The sequence below is a fragment of the Variovorax multivorans genome, from assembly GCF_051216835.1.
In the GTDB taxonomy this organism is placed as follows: domain Bacteria; phylum Pseudomonadota; class Gammaproteobacteria; order Burkholderiales; family Burkholderiaceae_C; genus Variovorax.
This window is the reverse complement of the sequence record NZ_JBPJZL010000007.1, coordinates 405,404-422,892: the sequence shown is the minus strand read 5'-3', so window position 1 is coordinate 422,892 and position 17,489 is coordinate 405,404. Positions and strand designations below refer to the sequence as shown.

At 67.2% G+C, this 17,489-nt stretch carries 17 protein-coding genes; 11 read left to right on the top strand and 6 right to left on the bottom strand.

The genetic code is table 11. The annotated features are described in order from the left end of the window. Window position 1: 1 nt before the first annotated feature. Entirely contained in the window at window positions 2-1,075 is a 1,074-nt protein-coding gene (gene queG, locus ACSFCA_RS20965; RefSeq protein WP_435460648.1) for a tRNA epoxyqueuosine(34) reductase QueG, read from the bottom strand. On the opposite strand from queG, the gene tsaE reads away from it, so the two are divergent. The 3 genes from tsaE (at window position 1,061) to ACSFCA_RS20950 (ending at window position 3,472) form a co-directional block, all read left to right on the top strand. Then, window positions 1,061-1,567: a tRNA (adenosine(37)-N6)-threonylcarbamoyltransferase complex ATPase subunit type 1 TsaE gene (gene tsaE, locus ACSFCA_RS20960; RefSeq protein ID WP_435460649.1), complete on the top strand. Its 507-nt coding sequence runs from the start codon at window positions 1,061-1,063 to the stop codon at window positions 1,565-1,567. The genes queG and tsaE overlap by 15 nt on opposite strands. Beyond that, the gene (locus ACSFCA_RS20955; protein ID WP_258350131.1) at window positions 1,564-3,033 is read left to right on the top strand and encodes an N-acetylmuramoyl-L-alanine amidase; all 1,470 of its coding nucleotides are present in this window, start codon (window positions 1,564-1,566) and stop codon (window positions 3,031-3,033) included. Before tsaE ends, ACSFCA_RS20955 begins: the two co-directional genes overlap by 4 nt. Window positions 3,034-3,184: 151 nt before the next feature. Then, window positions 3,185-3,472, top strand: a complete 288-nt coding sequence (locus tag ACSFCA_RS20950) for a glycine zipper domain-containing protein (RefSeq protein WP_093057920.1) — start codon at window positions 3,185-3,187, stop codon at window positions 3,470-3,472. A 76-nt stretch (window positions 3,473-3,548) separates the two neighbouring features. Here ACSFCA_RS20950 and ACSFCA_RS20945 read toward each other — a convergent pair whose 3' ends face one another. Continuing rightward, entirely contained in the window at window positions 3,549-4,217 is a 669-nt protein-coding gene (locus tag ACSFCA_RS20945) for a DedA family protein (RefSeq protein WP_258350132.1), read from the bottom strand. Window positions 4,218-4,264: 47 nt separating this feature from the next. On the opposite strand from ACSFCA_RS20945, the gene ACSFCA_RS20940 reads away from it, so the two are divergent. The 4 genes from ACSFCA_RS20940 (at window position 4,265) to ACSFCA_RS20925 (ending at window position 9,108) form a co-directional block, all read left to right on the top strand. Next, on the top strand, window positions 4,265-4,762 hold the full coding sequence (locus ACSFCA_RS20940; RefSeq protein WP_435460650.1) for a GNAT family N-acetyltransferase: 498 nt from the start codon (window positions 4,265-4,267) through the stop codon (window positions 4,760-4,762). 31 nt (window positions 4,763-4,793) lie between these two features. Beyond that, a complete protein-coding gene (locus tag ACSFCA_RS20935) occupies window positions 4,794-6,011 on the top strand; it encodes a dienelactone hydrolase family protein (RefSeq protein ID WP_435460651.1) in 1,218 nt (405 codons plus the stop codon). 27 nt (window positions 6,012-6,038) lie between these two features. Beyond that, window positions 6,039-7,943, top strand: coding sequence for a DNA mismatch repair endonuclease MutL (mutL, locus tag ACSFCA_RS20930; RefSeq protein WP_435460652.1), 1,905 nt, complete (start codon window positions 6,039-6,041; stop codon window positions 7,941-7,943). 187 nt (window positions 7,944-8,130) lie between these two features. Continuing rightward, window positions 8,131-9,108: an alpha/beta hydrolase gene (locus ACSFCA_RS20925; protein WP_375338399.1), complete on the top strand. Its 978-nt coding sequence runs from the start codon at window positions 8,131-8,133 to the stop codon at window positions 9,106-9,108. Window positions 9,109-9,130: 22 nt separating this feature from the next. Here ACSFCA_RS20925 and ACSFCA_RS20920 read toward each other — a convergent pair whose 3' ends face one another. Genes ACSFCA_RS20920 through ACSFCA_RS20905 form a run of 4 tightly spaced genes read right to left on the bottom strand, consistent with a single transcriptional unit; the run spans window position 9,131 to window position 13,110 of the window. Beyond that, complete coding sequence (locus ACSFCA_RS20920) at window positions 9,131-11,386, bottom strand: xanthine dehydrogenase family protein molybdopterin-binding subunit (RefSeq protein ID WP_435460653.1); 2,256 nt, start codon at window positions 11,384-11,386, stop codon at window positions 9,131-9,133. Between the two features lie 10 nt (window positions 11,387-11,396). Beyond that, window positions 11,397-11,870 (bottom strand): (2Fe-2S)-binding protein, encoded by a 474-nt coding sequence (locus tag ACSFCA_RS20915; protein WP_435460654.1) that lies wholly within the window; start codon window positions 11,868-11,870, stop codon window positions 11,397-11,399. A gap of 35 nt (window positions 11,871-11,905) precedes the next feature. Further along, on the bottom strand, window positions 11,906-12,262 hold the full coding sequence (locus ACSFCA_RS20910; protein ID WP_435460655.1) for a c-type cytochrome: 357 nt from the start codon (window positions 12,260-12,262) through the stop codon (window positions 11,906-11,908). After that, window positions 12,259-13,110 (bottom strand): SDR family oxidoreductase, encoded by an 852-nt coding sequence (locus tag ACSFCA_RS20905; protein ID WP_435460656.1) that lies wholly within the window; start codon window positions 13,108-13,110, stop codon window positions 12,259-12,261. The genes ACSFCA_RS20910 and ACSFCA_RS20905 overlap by 4 nt, the downstream gene beginning before the upstream one ends. Window positions 13,111-13,272: 162 nt before the next feature. Between ACSFCA_RS20905 and ACSFCA_RS20900 the strand changes: the two genes are divergently transcribed. From ACSFCA_RS20900 to ACSFCA_RS20885, 4 genes are all read left to right on the top strand, one after another. Further along, entirely contained in the window at window positions 13,273-14,190 is a 918-nt protein-coding gene (locus ACSFCA_RS20900; protein ID WP_435460657.1) for an AraC family transcriptional regulator, read from the top strand. A gap of 52 nt (window positions 14,191-14,242) precedes the next feature. Continuing rightward, on the top strand, window positions 14,243-15,268 hold the full coding sequence (miaA, locus tag ACSFCA_RS20895; RefSeq protein WP_435460658.1) for a tRNA (adenosine(37)-N6)-dimethylallyltransferase MiaA: 1,026 nt from the start codon (window positions 14,243-14,245) through the stop codon (window positions 15,266-15,268). Continuing rightward, complete coding sequence (locus ACSFCA_RS20890; RefSeq protein ID WP_093057810.1) at window positions 15,265-15,918, top strand: ABC transporter ATP-binding protein; 654 nt, start codon at window positions 15,265-15,267, stop codon at window positions 15,916-15,918. The genes miaA and ACSFCA_RS20890 overlap by 4 nt, the downstream gene beginning before the upstream one ends. Window positions 15,919-16,145: 227 nt before the next feature. Further along, entirely contained in the window at window positions 16,146-17,486 is a 1,341-nt protein-coding gene (locus ACSFCA_RS20885) for a TIGR03118 family protein (protein WP_435460659.1), read from the top strand. Window positions 17,487-17,489 lie beyond the last annotated feature (3 nt).

The following is a 17,489-nucleotide window of genomic DNA, read 5'->3' as shown; positions in this document are numbered from 1 at the left end:
CTCAGCTCGTGGCCTGCTGCGCCAGGCCCCAGGCGACATGCTCGCGCACGAGTTCGCTCGGGTGTTCGGCCCGCGTCGCCAGCGCCTCCTGCGCATCGCCCTCACCCGCTCGCGCCGCATTGCCCAGCGCCACGGCGATGTTGCGCAGCCAGCGCTCATGCCCGATGCGGCGGATCGGGCTGCCTTCGGTGCGGCGCAGGAAGTCGTCTTCGGTCCATGCAAAAAGCTCGGCCAGAGTGCGGCCCGTGAGCCCTTCGCGCGCATCGAAGTCGGGCAACTCGCTCTTCTTCGCGAACTTGTTCCAGGGGCAAATGAGCTGGCAGTCGTCGCAGCCGTAGATGCGGTTGCCCATCAGCGGACGCAGCTCCAGCGGAATGGGCCCGCCGTGCTCGATGGTGAGGTACGAGATGCAGCGCCGCGCATCCAGCCGCTGCGGCGCGACGATGGCCTGCGTCGGGCAGATGTCGATGCAGGCGCTGCAGCTGCCGCAATGTGCCGTCACCGGTTCGCTCGGCGGCAGTTCCATGTCGACATAGATTTCGCCCAGGAAGAACATCGAGCCGGCGTCGCGGTCGAGCACCAGCGTGTGCTTGCCGCGCCAGCCCTGCCCGCTGCGCGAGGCCAGTTCGGCTTCGAGCACGGGGGCCGAGTCGGTGAAGGCGCGGTGGCCGAAGGGGCCGACTTCCTCGGCGATGCGCTCGGCCAGCTTCGCGAGCCGGTTGCGCAGCACCTTGTGATAGTCGCGGCCTCGCGCATAGACCGACACGATGGCCTCGCCGGGCCGCGTGAGCCGGTCGAACTCGATGGCTTGCCACTCGGGCTGCGTGCTGCGCGGCAGGTAGTCCATGCGCGCGGTGATCACGCTCACCGTGCCCGGCACCAGCTCGGCAGGACGGGCGCGGCGCGTGCCGTGTGTTGCCATGTATTGCATCTCGCCATGGAACCCATGGGCCAGCCATTGCATCAGACCGGCCTCGGCGCTCGATAAATCGACGCCCGCGATTCCGATTTGGGAGAATCCGAGTTCCCGGGCCAAAGCCTGAATACGAACAACGAGTGGATGGCTGACGATCACTTGCCGATTGTAGAAACGACCCAGAACGCCCGCACCCTGCGCTGGCGCGGCGAGGACGACACCGACGCTTTCGCGCTGGCCCTCGCGTCCTCGCCCGCATTGCGCGATGCCTTCATTGCGCTGCATGGCGACCTTGGCGCCGGCAAGACCACTTTCGTTCGACACCTGCTGCGCGCGCTCGGTATCGCGGGGCGCATCAAGAGCCCCACCTATGCGGTGGTCGAGCCCCATGAGGCACCCGACGGCCTGCAGATCTTCCATTTCGATTTCTACCGCTTCGCCGATCCGCGCGAATGGGACGACGCCGGTTTCCGCGACATCTTCGCGGGACCGGGCCTCAAGCTGGCCGAATGGCCGGAAAACGCCGCGGGCCGCACACCGGTTGCCGACCTCGCTATTAAAATAGAAGCAATGACTGACGACACACGCAGCGTGACCCTCCTGGCGAACACCCCTCGCGGCAGCGATCTGCTGGCGCGCATCGCCGCATGAAGGCGACCGGCCTGAAACGGCGCGTGCTGCTGCAGGGCGGCAGCATCGCGCTGATGCTCGGCGTGCACCAGATCGCCCGCGGCGCCACCATCCTCGCCGTGCGCGTGTGGCCCGCAGCCGACTACACGCGCGTGACCATCGAGTCCGATGCCCGCCTCAATTCGCAGCAACTCGTGGTGGGCAGCCCGCCGCGGCTTGCCGTCGACATCGAGGGCATCGACCTCAGCCCCGAACTGCGCGAGCTGGTCGGCAAGATCAAGCCGGGCGACCCGTTCATCAATGGCCTGCGCGTCGGGCAGAACGCGCCGAAGGTGGTGCGTATCGTGTTCGACCTGAAGCAGGCCGTGGTGCCGCAGGTGTTCTCGCTCGCGCCCGTGGCCGCATACAAGCACCGGCTGGTGCTCGACCTGTACCCCGAACAGGCGATCGACCCGATGGAAGCGCTGATTGCCGAGCGCCTGCGCGATGCGCCTCGCGCGGGCAGCGGCAGCAACACGAACAACGCTCCAGCCGTGGCCGGCATCGTGCCCTCTGCCCCGGCCGCACCGGCCGCCGACCCACTCGGCGAACTGATGGCGCAACAGTCGATGCGCCCGGGCCCGCAGACGCCGCCACCCGTGCTCGTTACGCCGCCACCGCCCGTGGTGGGCACCGCGCCCGTCAGGCCTGTGACGCCCCCTCCCCCAGTGGCTGCCGCACGCGGCGGCAGCAACAGCACTGCCGCCACGGCCAGCCGCACCGACCGCATCATCATCGTGGCGCTCGACCCCGGCCACGGCGGCGAAGACCCTGGAGCCATCGGCCCCAACGGCACGCGCGAGAAAGACATCGTGCTGCAAGTGGCGCACCGGCTGCGCGAGCGCATCAACGCGAGCAGCGTGAACGGCAGCCCGATGCGCGCCTTTCTCACGCGCGACGCCGACTTCTTCGTGCCGCTGGGCGTGCGCGTGCAGAAGGCGCGGCGCGTGCAGGCCGACCTGTTCGTGAGCATCCATGCCGACGCCTTCACCACGCCCGCAGCACGCGGCGCCAGCGTGTTCGCGCTGAGCCAGAGCGGCGCGTCGAGCAGCGCGGCACGCTGGATGGCCAACAAGGAAAACGATGCCGACAAGGTCGGCGGCGTGAATGTGGGCGGCCACGAGGCGCAGGTGCAGCGCGCCCTGCTCGACATGAGCACCACCGCACAGATCAACGACAGCCTGAAGCTCGGCGGCGCGATGCTCGGCGAGATCAAGAACATCGGCGCGCGGCTGCACAAGGGCCAGGTCGAACAGGCCGGCTTCGCAGTGTTGAAGGCACCGGACATCCCGAGCGTGCTGGTGGAGACCGCCTTCATCAGCAATCCGGAAGAAGAAGCCAACCTGCGCCGCGTCGACTATCAGGAGAACCTGGCCGATGCGCTGATGCGCGGCATTCAGCGCTACTTTGCGCAGAACCCGCCTCTGGCGCGCAGCCGGCAGCTCTGATCGGCCGCGCGGCTTTGTAAAGCCAAAGCGTGCACTGCTGTCCCACGCCGTGCGGCCCACGAGTCCGCACAGGCAGGCGCGGCAGGCTCCTACACAGATGCCACCGGCCTTCTGGACATGATGACTCATCACTCCTCGAAAGGTGGACATCATGAACACACGTCTCTGGATCGCTGCTTTCGCAGCCACTTCGGTCATGACGATTGCAGGCTGCGCGAGCGGCCCTAACCAGAACCTCGGGACTGGTGTGGGCGCTGTCGGCGGCGCGCTGGTGGGCCACGCCATCGGCGGCAACACTGCGAGCACTGTGGGTGGCGCAGCCATCGGCGGCATCATCGGCAACCAGGTCGGCCGCAATGCCGACGAACGCAACTACTACAACCAGCAGCGCTATCCGCAAGGCAGCGGCTACTACCCGAGCAACGGCCCGAACTACTGAGATACGGCCTGAACAAAAAAGCGCGCCAGCGGCGCGCTTTTTTGCTGGTTGATCGGCCTGATCGGCCAGGCAGTCGTCAGGCCTGCGAGGCCTGCGCCTCGCGTGCCTTCTCGGCCTTCGAGGCGCGCCACGCGCCGAAGATCGCCAGCAGCCCCGGCACGAAGATCAGCGCCCAGATGATCTTGTCCAGATGCTGGCGCACGAACGGCAGATTGCCGAAGAAGTAACCCGCTGTTGCAATGCCCAGCACCCAGATCAGCGCGCCGACCACGTTGAACATGGTGAACTTCGCGCGGCTCATCTCGGCCACGCCGGCCACGAACGGCGCGAAGGTGCGAATGAACGGCATGAAGCGCGCAAGAATGATCGTGATGCCGCCGTAGCGCTCGTAGAAGCCGTGAGCCTGGTCGAAGGCCTTGCGGTTGAAGAAGCGCGAGTTCTCCCACTGGAACACCTTCGGCCCGAAGTAGCGGCCGATCGAGTAGTTGCACTGGTCGCCCAGAATGGCCGCCGCAATCAGGATCCCGCAGGCCAGCGGGTAGCTCATGAGCCCCGCGCCGCACAACGCACCGACGATGAAGAGCAGCGAATCCCCGGGCAGAAACGGCATCACCACCGCACCGGTCTCGACGAAGACGATGAGGAACAGCAAGGCATAGACCCAGGGGCCATAGGCAATGACAAAGGCCTCGAGGTGTTTGTCGACGTGAAGAATGAAGTCGACGAGAAAGCTGATGATTTCCATGGCCGCGGATTATCCTTGTTGAAACCGAACGCCCTGTGAATCACCCCATGCTGCACATACGCGCTGCCACCGACGCAGACTGGCCGGCCATCTGGTCCGTGCTCGAACCCACCTTCCGCCGCGGCGACACATACACCTTCGCGACCGACGTCACCGAAGCCGAGGCCCGCCATGCGTGGATGAACCTGCCCGCCGCCACTTTCGTGGCCTGCGACGCGCAAGGCGCGTTGCTCGGCACCTACGTCATCAAGGCCAACCAGCCCGGGCACGGCTCGCACGTGAGCAACTGCGGCTACGTAGTGTCCGAGGCCGCGCGCGGCCTGGGCGTGGCATCGGCGCTGTGCGAACACTCGCAGCAGGAGGCCCTTCGCATGGGCTTTCGCGCGATGCAGTTCAACTTCGTGGTGTCCACCAACGAAGGCGCGGTGCGCCTGTGGCGCAAGCTGGGCTTTGCCATCGTCGGCACGCTGCCCGGCGCGTTCAGGCATCCGCAGCTTGGCTTCGTGGATGCCTTCGTCATGTTCAAGCAACTGCAGCAGCCATAAGACTTACTTACCCCACCCGGAGAAACACACGATGACAGGCCAGTACATCCAGATGAAAGCCGCCGACGGCAGCGGCACCTTCCGCGGCTACCTCGCCCTGCCCGAAGCCGGCACAGGCCCGGGCCTGGTGATCGCGCAGGAAATCTTCGGCATCAACCACACGATGCGCGAGGTGGCCGACTACTACGCCGAAGAAGGCTACGTGGCGCTGGTGCCCGACCTGTTCTGGCGCCAGGAGCCGAACGTGGAGCTCGGCTACAGCGAAGCCGACTGGCAACGCGCCTTCGCGCTCTACGGCGGCTTCGACGAGGCCAAGGGTATGGAGGACATGCAGACCGCCATCGACGCGCTGCGTGGCCGCGCCGAGGTGCCCTCGAAGAAAGTCGGCGTGCTCGGCTTCTGCTTGGGCGGCAAGCTGGCCTACCTCGCGGCCTGTCGCACCGATGCGGATGTTGCCGTCGGCTACTACGGCGTGGGCATCGACGCCGCGCTCGACGAGGCCGACAAGATCAAGCGCCCGCTCACACTGCACATCGCAGAGCTCGACAAGTTCTGCCCACCCGAGGCGCGCGACCGCATCGTCGCCACGCTCCAGGGCCGGCCCGGCGTCTCGCTGTATGTGTATCCCGGCATGGACCACGCCTTCGCACGCGCCGGCGGCGAGCACTTCCACAAGCCCTCGGCGCTGATGGCGCACGAGCGCAGCATCGCCACGCTGAAGGACGCCATCGGCCCGCACTACGACCTCTCGGCGCTGTGGGACAAGCACTGCGAATACGAGTTCGCCACCCGCAACGTCGACGACACCATGTCGACCATGGTGGCCGAGCCGTACGTCAACCATATCCCGACCATGACCGGCGGCGTGGGCTACAAGGCGCTGCACGCGTTCTATACGAACCACTTCGTCAACAGCAATCCGCCCGACACCGCGCTCACGTCGATCTCGCGCACCGTGGGCGCCACGCAGGTGGTCGACGAACTGCTCTTCAGCTTCACCCACACCACCGAGATTCCGTGGATGCTCCCGGGCGTTGCGCCCACGGGCAAGCGCGTGGAAGTGCCGCTGCTCGCGGTCATCAAGTTCCGCGGCGACAAGCTCTATCACGAGCACATCTACTGGGACCAGGCCAGCGTGCTGGTGCAGGTGGGTCTGCTCGATGCGAAGCTGCTGCCGGTGGCAGGCATCGAGACGGCGCGCAAGCTGCTGGACGAGACGCTGCCGTCGAACACCCTGATGCCGCGCTGAAAACGACACGGCTTTTAGAATGCCCCGGTGAGCGCCCTCCCCACTTCCATCACCCCTTCCGAACGCCGACCGATCCGCGAACTCCCCGACGAACTGATCAGCCAGATCGCCGCCGGTGAAGTCGTCGAGCGCCCCGCATCGGTGGTACGCGAGCTGCTGGACAACGCGCTCGACGCGGGCGCCAGCCAGATCACGGTACGGCTGGCCTCGGGCGGCGTGCGGCTGATTTCGGTGGAAGACGACGGCCTGGGCATTCCGCGCGAAGAGCTCACGGTGGCCCTGCGCCGCCACGCAACCAGCAAGATCGCCAGCCTCAACGACCTCGAAACGGTCGGCACGATGGGCTTTCGCGGCGAGGCGCTGGCGGCCATAAATGCGATTGCCGAGCTCAGCATTCTTTCGCGCTTCACCGGCTCCGACACCGCCTTCGCGCTCGATGGGCGCACTGGCGAACTGCGACCGGTGGCCCGCTCCACCGGCACCACAGTCGAGGTGCGCGAACTGTTCTTTGCAACACCCGCGCGCCGCAAGTTTCTGAAGACCGACGCCACCGAGCTGGCCCATTGCATCGAGGCGGTGCGCCGTCATGCGCTGGCGCGGCCCGAGGTGGGCTTTTCGGTGTGGCATGACGGCAAGCTGGTCGAGCAGTGGCGCGCCGCCACCACGCGCGAGCAACGGCTGGCCGATGCGCTGAGCGACGAGTTCGTGTCGCAGAGCGTGGCCGTCTATCGCGAAGGCGGCCCGGTGCGCGTGGTCGGCCGTGCCGGCATTCCGGATGCGGCGCGCTCGCGCGGCGACCAGCAGTTCTTCTACGTCAATGGCCGCTTCGTACGCGACAAGGTGCTGTCGCACGCGGTGCGCAGCGCGTACGAAGACGTGCTGCACGGCCAGCGCCAGCCGATCTACGCGCTGTACCTGGAGATCGATCCGGCACGGGTCGACGTGAACGTGCACCCGACCAAGATCGAGGTGCGCTTTCGCGACGGACGCGAGGTGCATCAGGCGGTGCGCCATGCCATCGAGGATGCGCTGGCGGCCCCGCGTGCCGGCGATGCAGTGGCGCCAGCGGGCGCAGCACCGCAGCCGTTTTTCAAGCAGACCCCGCTGCCGTCGAACGCCAGCTGGGCTCAGCCCGCCATCAATTTCACATCGCAGGAGCGCGGCGCCGGCGATTTCGAGGCAATGTGGCCTCGACGCAGTGAGCAGCCGGCGCAGCATGCGGCGGAATCGGCCGCATCGTCTCTCTGGCCCCAGGCCAGTGCGGCTCCGGCAACGTTCCAAACCCCTACCGGGCTGCCCATGGCCGCGGCCAACACTGAGGCTGCCGCCCTCGCCACCAACGAACAAGCCTGGCCGCTTGGCCGCGCGCTGGCCCAGCTGCAGGGCATCTACATCCTGGCCGAGAACAGCCAGGGCCTCGTGATCGTCGACATGCACGCGGCGCACGAGCGCATCGTCTACGAGCGGCTGAAGACGCAGCTCGACGGCGCGGCCATCAGCAGCCAGCCGCTGCTGATTCCGGCCACTTTCGCGGCCACGCCGCAGGAAGTGGCCACGGCCGAGGCCTGCGCCGAGGTGCTGCCGACGCTGGGCTTGGAAATCACCCCCTTTTCGGCACGCACGCTAGCGGTGCGCGCCGTGCCCGGAACGCTGGCCGACGGCGATCCGGTGGAGCTGGCGCGCAGCGTGCTGGCCGAGCTGGGCCAGCACGACGCGAGCACGGTGGTACAGCGCGCTCAGAACGAACTGCTGTCCACCATGGCCTGCCACGGGGCGGTGCGGGCCAACCGCAAGCTCACCATCGACGAGATGAACGCACTGTTACGTCAGATGGAAGCAACAGAACGTTCGGACCAGTGCAACCACGGCCGGCCGACTTGGCGCCAGCTGTCGGTTCGCGAGCTGGATTCGCTGTTCATGCGCGGCCGATAGGCCAAATCAGCGCTTTAAGCCTTTTTTCTAGGGTTTTCCGCAGTCATCGGGATTGCGGGCACGCACGTTGCATAGGCTCGGTAAAGCGCCAGTGAGCGTTGTTTCGGGGGGTTACCAAGGTGCAGTGTCGGCGCACCAAGGTGAAAGCAGGTGAACTTTTCCGCCGACTTCGCTGTCCCTCAACCCCATGATGAAACGCTGGACCCTCCTCGCGTCTGTCCTCTCGCTTTGTGCCCTGCTGGCAGCCGGTTGCTCGACGCTTGACGAACAGCAACGCGAATGGATCTTCCAGCCCAGCGACCGCAGCTGGGGCAACACCGCCTCCATGACCCAGGGCATGGAAGACGTGTGGATTGATTTCCAGTCTTCCCTCACCGGCGAGCCCGCGCGCCTGCACGGCCTGTGGCTGGGCGGCGCACCCGAGACCACCGACACCCCCGTGATGCTGTACCTGCACGGCGCCCGCTACAACGTGGCCGGCTCGGCGCCGCGCATCCAGCGCATGCACGAGTTGGGCTTCTCGGTGCTGGCCATCGACTACCGCGGCTTCGGGAAGAGCTCCAAGGGCCTGCCCTCGGAGGAATCGGCCCGCGAAGACGCCCGCGCCGCCTGGACTTGGCTGGCCGCGCGCCACCCCAAACAACATCGCTACATCTTCGGCCACTCGCTCGGCGGCGCCATCGGCATCGACCTGGCGGCGCATGTGAACGACGAGAGCGGCACCATCGTCGAGAGCACCTTCACCTCGATCGCCGACGTGGTCAGCGGCTTCAAGTGGGGCTGGCTGCCCTTCGGCCCGTTCATCACGCAACGCTTCGAGGCAATCAATACGGTCAAGGACATTGGCTCGCCATTGCTGGTGGTGCATGGCACGGCCGACAGCCTCATCAACCCGACGCTGGGCCGCAAGCTGTATGACGCGGCCACCGTGCCCAAGCTGTTCGTGCTGGTCGAGGGCGGCTCGCACCACAACACCAATTCGATCGGCGAGGCGCAGTACCGCGCGGCGCTGACGCAGTTGTTCCGCATGAAGCCGGAGAGCATGGTCGCCAGCAATGGCGGCGCGGCGAACCGGCCGCAGCCACGGCTTGCGCCGCCCGCCGCCGCGCTTGCGCCGCAGGATGTGCGGGGCGAGGTGCGCGCGCCGGCACCGGCCGCTATCTAGGTTTCGTCCGCGCGCCCCGTCGTCAAGCCAGATTGAAGGGCAGCTGACGCAAGGGCTTGCCGGTCAGCCGCGCGATGGCGTTGGCGAACGCGGGTGCCAATGGCGGCAGGCCGGGCTCGCCCATGCCGGTGGGTGCATCGGCGCTGGGCACGATGTGGATCTCGAACTCCGGCATGTTGGTGATGCGGGCCACGGTGAAATCGCCGAAGTTGCTCTGCTGCACAACGCCTTCCTTCAACGTGATCGCACCGCCGGACAGGCACGTCGACAGTCCCATCACCGCCGCTCCCTGCACTTGCGCCTCCACACTGCGCGGGTTGACCGCCAGGTTGCAGTGCACGCCGCTGGTGACGCGATGCAGCACCGGCTGGCCGTCCTTCACCGAAGCTTCCACCACATAGGCCACCACGGAGTCGAATGACTCGTGCACGGCTACGCCCCAGGCACGGCCGCCGGGCAGCTGCTTCTTGCCGTAGCCGCTCTTGTCCACGGCCAGTTGCAGCGCGGCGCGGTGGCGTGGGTGCTTGTCTGCGAAGAGCTGCATCCGATATGCCACCGGGTCCTGCTTCGTGCTGCGGGCGATCTCGTCGATCAGGGTCTCCATCACGAAGGCGGTGTGGGTGGAACCCACGCTGCGCCACCACAGCACGGGCACGTTGACCTGGGGGTGATGCACCGTCAGGCGCATCGGAAGCGGGTACGGATCGCGCATGCCCTCGGTGGCCGTGGCGTCGATGCCGTCCTTCACCTGAAATTCTCCGAACACCGTGCCCGTGGTGATCGACTGGCCGACGATGACGTGGTCCCACGCCAGAATCCTGCCGCGCTCGTCGAAGCCGATGCGTGCGCGGTGCAGATGCATGGGGCGGTAGTAGCCGCCCTTGATGTCGTCTTCGCGGCTCCACAGCAGGCGCACCGGCACGTCGAAGCCGGCGGCACGCGCGGCCTTGGCGATCTCGCAGGCCTCGACCACGAAGTCGCTGGTGCCCACGAAACGCCGGCCGAAGCCACCGCCCGCCATCTGCACATGCACCGTCACCTGCTCGGGCTTGAGGCTCAGCACGCGCGCGGCGGCGGCAGCGTCCAGCCCGGCGCACTGGGTGCCGACCCACAGCTCGGCGCGCCCATTCGACAGCTTGACGGTGCAGTTCTCCGGCTCCATGGGTGCATGGGCCAGATAAGGAAAGACGAACTCGGCTTCCAGCTGCCGGGGCGCGGTGGCCAGCGGTGCCATGTCGGCGTCGAACTTGCGTGAGCCCGGGCGCCCGGCCAGCTCGCGGTACTGCGCCAGTTGCTTTTCGGTGTCCACCTTCTCGACGGAGGCCGTGTCCCACTGCAGCTTCAGTGCGTCGCGGCCCAGCTTGGCCGGCCAGTAGCCATCGGCCACCACGGCCACGCCTTCGGCGCCGCGGTCCAGCGGCACGCGCAGCACGGCCTTCACGCCCTTGACGGCGCGCGCCGCGCTGTCGTCCACCGAGGCCAGGCGGGCACCGAACACCGGTGGATGGGCCACGACCGCCGTGAGCTGACCGGGATGCTTGACGTCGATGCCGAAGTCCTGCCAGCCGCTGCTCTTGGCGCGCGCGTCCAGGCGCGTGGTCGGACGGCCGATGATCCGGAAGTCCTTGGGATTCTTCAACGTGACCTTCTCAGGCACCGGTAGCGCCATCGCTGCTTCGGCCAGCTCGCCATAGCCCAGCTTGCGCCCACCCGGGCCCAGCACCGTGCCGGCCTGCGTGCGCAGCGTGGCCGCATCGACCTTCCAGCGCGCCGCTGCCGCCGACAGCAGCATGGCCCGGGCGCGTGCACCCAGTTCGCGGTACTGCGTGAAGCTGTTCTTGATCGAGTGGGAGCCACCAGTCATGTTGATGCCGAAGAGCGGGTCGACGTAAGCGGGGTCGTTCGATCCGTTGCGACTGCGCACCAGGGCCCAGTCCGCGTCCAGTTCCTCGGCCAGGATCATCGGCAGGCCGGTCTGTACACCCTGGCCGAATTCCAGCCGGTTGATGGTCACCGTGACTTCGCCGTTGGGTGCGATCTGCACGAAGGCCGACGGCTGTTGCGTCGGCTTGAGCGCGCCGGCCACCTGCGCTGCGCCATCGGCCTGCGCCATGGCCAGATGAGGAAAGGCGCCGAGCACGAGGCCGCCGGCTCCGGCCATCTTCAGGAAGCTGCGACGGGGCAGCGTGGCGGCTTCGCTGGTCGGGGCCTGGGCCATCAGACGCTGCATGGCACGCGGAAGTTCGCGGTAATCGATGTTGGCAATGTTGGGCAGCATGGCGGCTCCTTCAGGCGAGGGTCTTGGCCGCATCGGCCACGGCGGCGCGAATGCGGGCGTAGGTGCCGCAGCGGCAGATGTTGCCGACCATGGCCGAATCGATCTCGTCCGCGCTGGGCTGCTTGCCTCGGGGCAGCGATTTGAGGAAGGCAGTCGCGCTCATGATCTGACCGCTCTGGCAGTAGCCGCATTGCGCCACGTCGTGCTTGACCCATGCGGTGTGCACGGCTGCGCCGACCCGATCGCTGCCGCTGGTCGTTGCTTCGATGGTGGTGATCTTCTTGCCCTCGGCGGCCGAGATGGGTGTGATGCACGAGCGGATGGCCTGGTCGTCCAGATGCACGGTGCAGGCGCCGCACAGCGCCGCGCCGCAGCCGAACTTGGTGCCGGTCATGCCCAGCGTGTCGCGCAAGGCCCAGAGGATGGGAGTGCCGGGGTCGGCGTCGACCGTGTGTTCACGGCCGTTGATGTGGAGCACGCTCATGTTCGGTTCTTCCTAGGTAGTAGGTTGGATCGGATTCACTTGGCCCCGTCGAGCACCCATTGCGCGAGCGACTGCAGGTCCGCGTCGGGGATCTGGGTTTGCGGCGGCATCGGCATCGCGCCCCACTTTCCCGAGCTGCCGGCCTTGATGCTTGCAGCCAGCTGAGCGGCCGTTCCCTTTCCTTCGCCGTACCTTGCCCCGATGTCTTTCCAGGACGGGCCCACTACCTTGGCCGCGGGCTGGTGGCATGCGACGCACGCGTACTTCTGCGCCAGCGCCTGGCTGGCCACTGCGCGTGCCGGCCATGCAACGACGCTCACGCCAATACCCAGCGCTACGACGAGGGAAGCGGTAAAGGAACGCTGGACGGTTGCGATGCTGTCGTTGGTCATTGCTGTTTCCGGTCGTCGTAGGCAAGAGACGTGGACAAGTCGCGATGCGCGCCAGCCTGTGCAAGCAGCGCGTTGGCCTTGGCTTCGAAGGTCTGCACGGCATCGGCACCTGCGGCGAACCGGGCCGGCGGCTCTTCGAGCGCGGCAAGCCGCACGATGGCGTCTGCGAGCTTGGCGGGGTCGCCGCCCTGCTTGCCGCTCATGCTGCTCCAGGCTGCAACGGTTTCCCTGGTGCGCTCGGCGTAGTCGTCGATGTTCGGCTCGGCGAAAGTGGTCGAGTCGGCGGTGAGCAGCTCGGTGCGGAAGAAGCCCGGCTCTACCAGCATGGTGCGTATGCCGAAGGGGGCAAGCTCAGGGGCAAGCGACTCCATCCATCCTTCGACGCCAAACTTTGCCGCGGCATAGGCAGTGCAGAACATTCCGCCGGCAATCCCCGCAGTCGAAGAGATGGTGAGCACCAGACCCGAGCGCTGCTTGCGCATCATCGGCAGCACGGCGCGGGTGACGTTCATCGGGCCGAACAGCAGTGTCTCGATCTGGTTGCGGACCTGCTCGGGGCTCAGCTCCTCGAAGAAACCGGCGTAGAAGTTGCCCGCGTTGTTGACCAGGACGTCGATGCGCCCGAACTTCGCGATGGCGGCCTCCACTGCTGCCTGTGCGTCGTCGAGGCGGGTGACATCGAGCTTGACGCTCAACAGGTCTGCATGGGAGCCGATGGCCGCAGCCACCTTCACGGGATCGCGGCCAGTGGCCACGACAACATGGCCGGCGGCCAGGGCGGCCTTGGCGATGTCGACGCCCAGGCCCCGGCCTGCGCCGGTGATGAACCAGATTTTCTTGTCGGTCATGGGAATGTTCCTTTCGGTTGGTGCCAGTGTCTGCCCAGGGGCCATGGACCCGTTTGCCGAAAGCGCGCGTGTTCTTGCCTGAAACGATGAGACTGCGCCAGAAATGCGGGCCGAGCGAAATGCGCGAGCTAGACTTTGTCGGAGCACCCCGAAAGGATTCAAATGGAAGCGCCGCAGCTGACGCAGCAAAGCGAATCGGCCGTCCTGAGCGGCTTGGCCAAAGCGGTCGGAAGCGTTGTCAAAAATGACGGCGACTTCATCACCGCCATTCCCGAACTCTCGCTCCACCGTCGCAGTGCCGCGACCGAGCCTGTGCATTGCATCTATGGCTTTGGTGTGGGCATCACTGTCAGCGGGCAGAAGCGGGTTGCGCTCGGCGAGGAATTTTTCGACTACGCCGCGGGGCAATCGCTGCTGACCACGGCCGACCTTCCCGTCGTGGCGCATGTCACCCAGGCCAGCGCCGCGCGGCCCTTTCTGGGCCTCATGCTCAAGCTCGACTCGCGCGCCATCGTGCAGGCTGCAGCCGAGATGGCGTTGCCCCAACCGACAAAGGACTACAGCTATCGAGCCATGTCGCTCGGCGATCTCGATCCGACACTGCTTGGCACAGTGACGCGGCTCGTCGAACTGCTTGCCGAGCCCAAACTGATTCCCCAGATCGCTCCACTGCTTCAACAGGAGATCGCCGTTCGCCTGCTCGCCGGGCGCCACGGCCAGCAGTTGCAGCGCCTCGTGGCAGTCGGCTCTCCAGGCCAGCAGGTGGCGCAGAGCATGGCCTGGCTCAAGATGAATTTCACGCAGCCCGTGCTCGCAGACGACCTGGCTGCTTCCGTGCATATGAGCCCATCGACGTTCCGGCAGCACTTCCGTGCCGTGGCGGGCATGAGCCCCATGCAATACCTGAAGCAGCTGCGCCTGCAAGAGGCCCGGCAACTGATGCTGAACCAGGGCATCGACGCCGGCACCGCGGGAGTGCGCGTGGGATATGAAAGCGCCTCGCAGTTCAGCCGCGAATACGCCCGCCTGTTCGGGGCGCCACCGCTGCGCGACATCAAGCGGATGCGGGAAACGACCTGAGCAAGACCCGCGCTGCAGACCGGCGCGCGCCATTTGCTACCCTCGGCGCATCATGCTTCCCAGCTCCGCACCGGCCGCCGAGGCCGCTCCCCCGGCATCGCCCGCCGCTGCGCGCTCCGGTCCGCCGCGCTATGTGGCACTCGCCGGCCCCACCGCTTCAGGCAAGACGGCCGCCGCATTGGCGCTGGCGCGGCTGCAACCGGTCGAAATCATCAGCGTCGACTCGGCGCTGGTTTACCGCGGCATGGACATCGGCACCGCCAAGCCCACGGCCGCCGAGCAGGCCGCCGCGCCGCATCACCTGATCGACATCCTCGATGCGCGCGACAGCTACAGCGCAGCCGCCTTCGTGGCCGACGCCACGCGGCTCATCGGCGAGATTCGCGCGCGTGGCGCGCTGCCGCTGCTGGTGGGCGGCACCATGCTGTATTTCAAGGCCCTGTTCGACGGCATCGACGCCATGCCCTCAGCCGACGCCGCGGTGCGCGCGCGCATCGATGCCGATGCCGCCACGCTCGGCTGGCCCGCCATGCATGCGCGGCTCGCGCAGGTGGACCCGGTCACGGCCGCGCGGCTGGCACCGCAGGACAGCCAGCGCATCCAGCGCGCGCTCGAAGTGTGGGAAAGCAGCGGCCAGCCGCTGTCGAGCTTTCATGCGAGCGACAACAAGACTGCCAGCGCGGTCGAAGGCGGCGTGCTGTTCTCGCTCGAACCGACCGACCGCGCCTGGCTGCACAGGCGCATTGCCGAGCGCTTCGATGCGATGCTGGCAGCCGGCTTCCTCGACGAAGTACGCGCCCTGCGTGCGCGCGGCGACCTGTCGACCGACCTTCCCTCGATGCGCTGCGTCGGCTACCGGCAGGCATGGGAAACACTCGACGCCTGCGGCGACGCCGTGCCCGATGCCCGGGCCATCACCGGTCTGCGCGAACGCGGCATCGCCGCCACGCGCCAGCTTGCCAAGCGGCAGATCACCTGGTTGCGCAGCATGCCGAAGCGCACCGTGATCGCCTGCGACGCCCCCGACGCGGTGCAGACCGCCGTTCAACTGATCGCCAAGACCACTCAACCCGGATGACGCTGCGCATTTCCAACCTCGGCAAGCACTACGGTGATGCGCCTGTCTTCGAGAACGTGACGCTCGGCGTCGAGCCCGGCGAATTCGTCGCCATCGTGGGCGAATCGGGCGTGGGCAAGTCGACGCTGCTCAACTGCATGGCCGGCCTCGACAGCTGGGACCAGGGCACGGTGACGCACGACGGCACCGACATCGGCGCGCTCGACGGCGAAGCCTGCGCGCTCTGGCGGCGGCGCCACGTGGGCTTCGTGTTTCAGGCCTTCCACGTGCTGCCGCACCTCGACGTGGCGCAGAACGTGTCGCTGCCGCTGATGCTGCTGGGCCAGCAGAAGGACAACGACGGCCGCGTCGCCCACATGCTCGAAGCGGTGGGCCTGCCCGGCATGGGCGCGCGGCTGCCGCAGACGCTGTCGGGCGGTCAGTTGCAGCGCGTGGCGATTGCGCGCGCGCTGGTGCACCGCCCCGCCCTGCTGCTGGCCGACGAGCCCACGGGCAACCTCGACCCGACCACTGCCGCGAAGGTGATGGAGCTGCTGATCGGCCAGACCCGCGAGCACGGCGCGTCGCTGGTGCTGGTGACGCACTCGGAGAGCGCGGCCGCCCGCGCGGACCGCCTGCTGCATCTGCGCGCCGACGGCATCGCCACCTGAGACTTCCTGGCTACGCCCAATGCCATCGCCAAGTCCGGCAAAAGTTGGCAGAAACAGAGCCGGATTTTTGAACCTCCAAGACGGGTGCTCATAGCATTCGACGGCCCGTAGCCAAGCCACCTGCGAACACACCGACGCCTGCAGTTCATCTGCTTCAAAGGCATGGTGGTCCCGCGTGCTCAGCCAATTCATAAAACGGCTTTGCAATGCAATCAGGGGGATCACTCATGCTCGACAGAAGAAACTTCGTTCTAGGCACGCTCGCTTCATCGGCGCTAGTCGCTTGTGGCGGGGGCAACGACACCGCTGCCAACCAATGTTCATCAGCGCCGGCCGCCTGTGGTGGCGGCAACAGCGGCAGCAGCAATAGCGCCGCTGTCAACCGATACCGCCAGGCCAATTTGCTGGCCAGCCACACCCGCTACGGCGCTTCCTTCACGGAGCCGGAATTCATCAATGGCTGGGGCATCGCCATCCGCCCGGTCGGTGCCGGCGGCCATTTCTGGGTTGGCGGCGGTGGCATCTCCTGGCAATACCTCGGCGACGTCACGCGTTCGGCCGACCCGGCATTGCGCGCACTGCACCAGGACGGCCTGCGCGAAGTGACCGTACCGGGCTCGGATGCCAGCACGAGCGACGACAGCGCAGGCAAGGTCACCGGCGTCGTGTTCAACGGCGCGGCCCTGACTTCGGACCTGTTCCGGGTGCAAGGCCAGCCGGCCGGCGAGCGCACGCTGGACGGTTCGGCGCGCTTCGTCTTCGTCACCGACAGCGGTAGCGTCAGCGCCTGGACCGAGCGCGATGCAGACAGCGGCGCCATCGTGCGCATGGACGGCCCGGCCGTGGAGGTCTTCAACGGTGCCGATCAGGGCATGGCCTTCTTCGGCGCCGCCATCCACACCGGCCGCTGGGACCGGCTGTGGCTGGCCGACTTCGGCGCGCAACCGCAGATACGCACACTGGACGCGCAGTGGCAGTTGGTGCCGACTCAGGGCTTCGCCAACCCCTTCGCGAGCGGACCGGCAGGCGCGGCACGGCCGGGCGACCCAGTGCCTTTCAACATCCAGGTGGTGAACGACGGAACCCGGGACCGGGTGTTCGTGCTGTATGCGATCAGCCAGGCCGGCCCAGCCGAAGCGCATGCCTTCCACGCCGGCGAGGAAGATGCGCTGGATGCCGCGGCCGAAGCCGCAACGGGCAATCGCCCCTCGCGCGGCAGGCTCGTCGAATTCGATCTGGATGGTCGTCTGCTGCGCGTCTATGCGGATGACGGCCGGCTCAACGCGCCCTGGGGCGTGGCCATTGCGCCCGCTGACTTCGGCGCGCTGTCGGGCTTGCTGCTGGTCGGCAATTTCGGCGGGGCGGGCCGCATCTGCGCTTTCGATCCGGCCAGCGGCCAGTATGTGGACGACTTGCGCGATGCGCAGGACCGGCCCGTGTCCATCGCCGGCCTCTGGGGCCTGCAGTTCGGCAATGGCGTGGCGCTCGGCGACAGCAATGCGCTGTACTTCGCGGCCGGGCCGCAGGACGAAACCGAAGGGCTCTTCGGTTCGCTGCGCACGGCCTGAAGC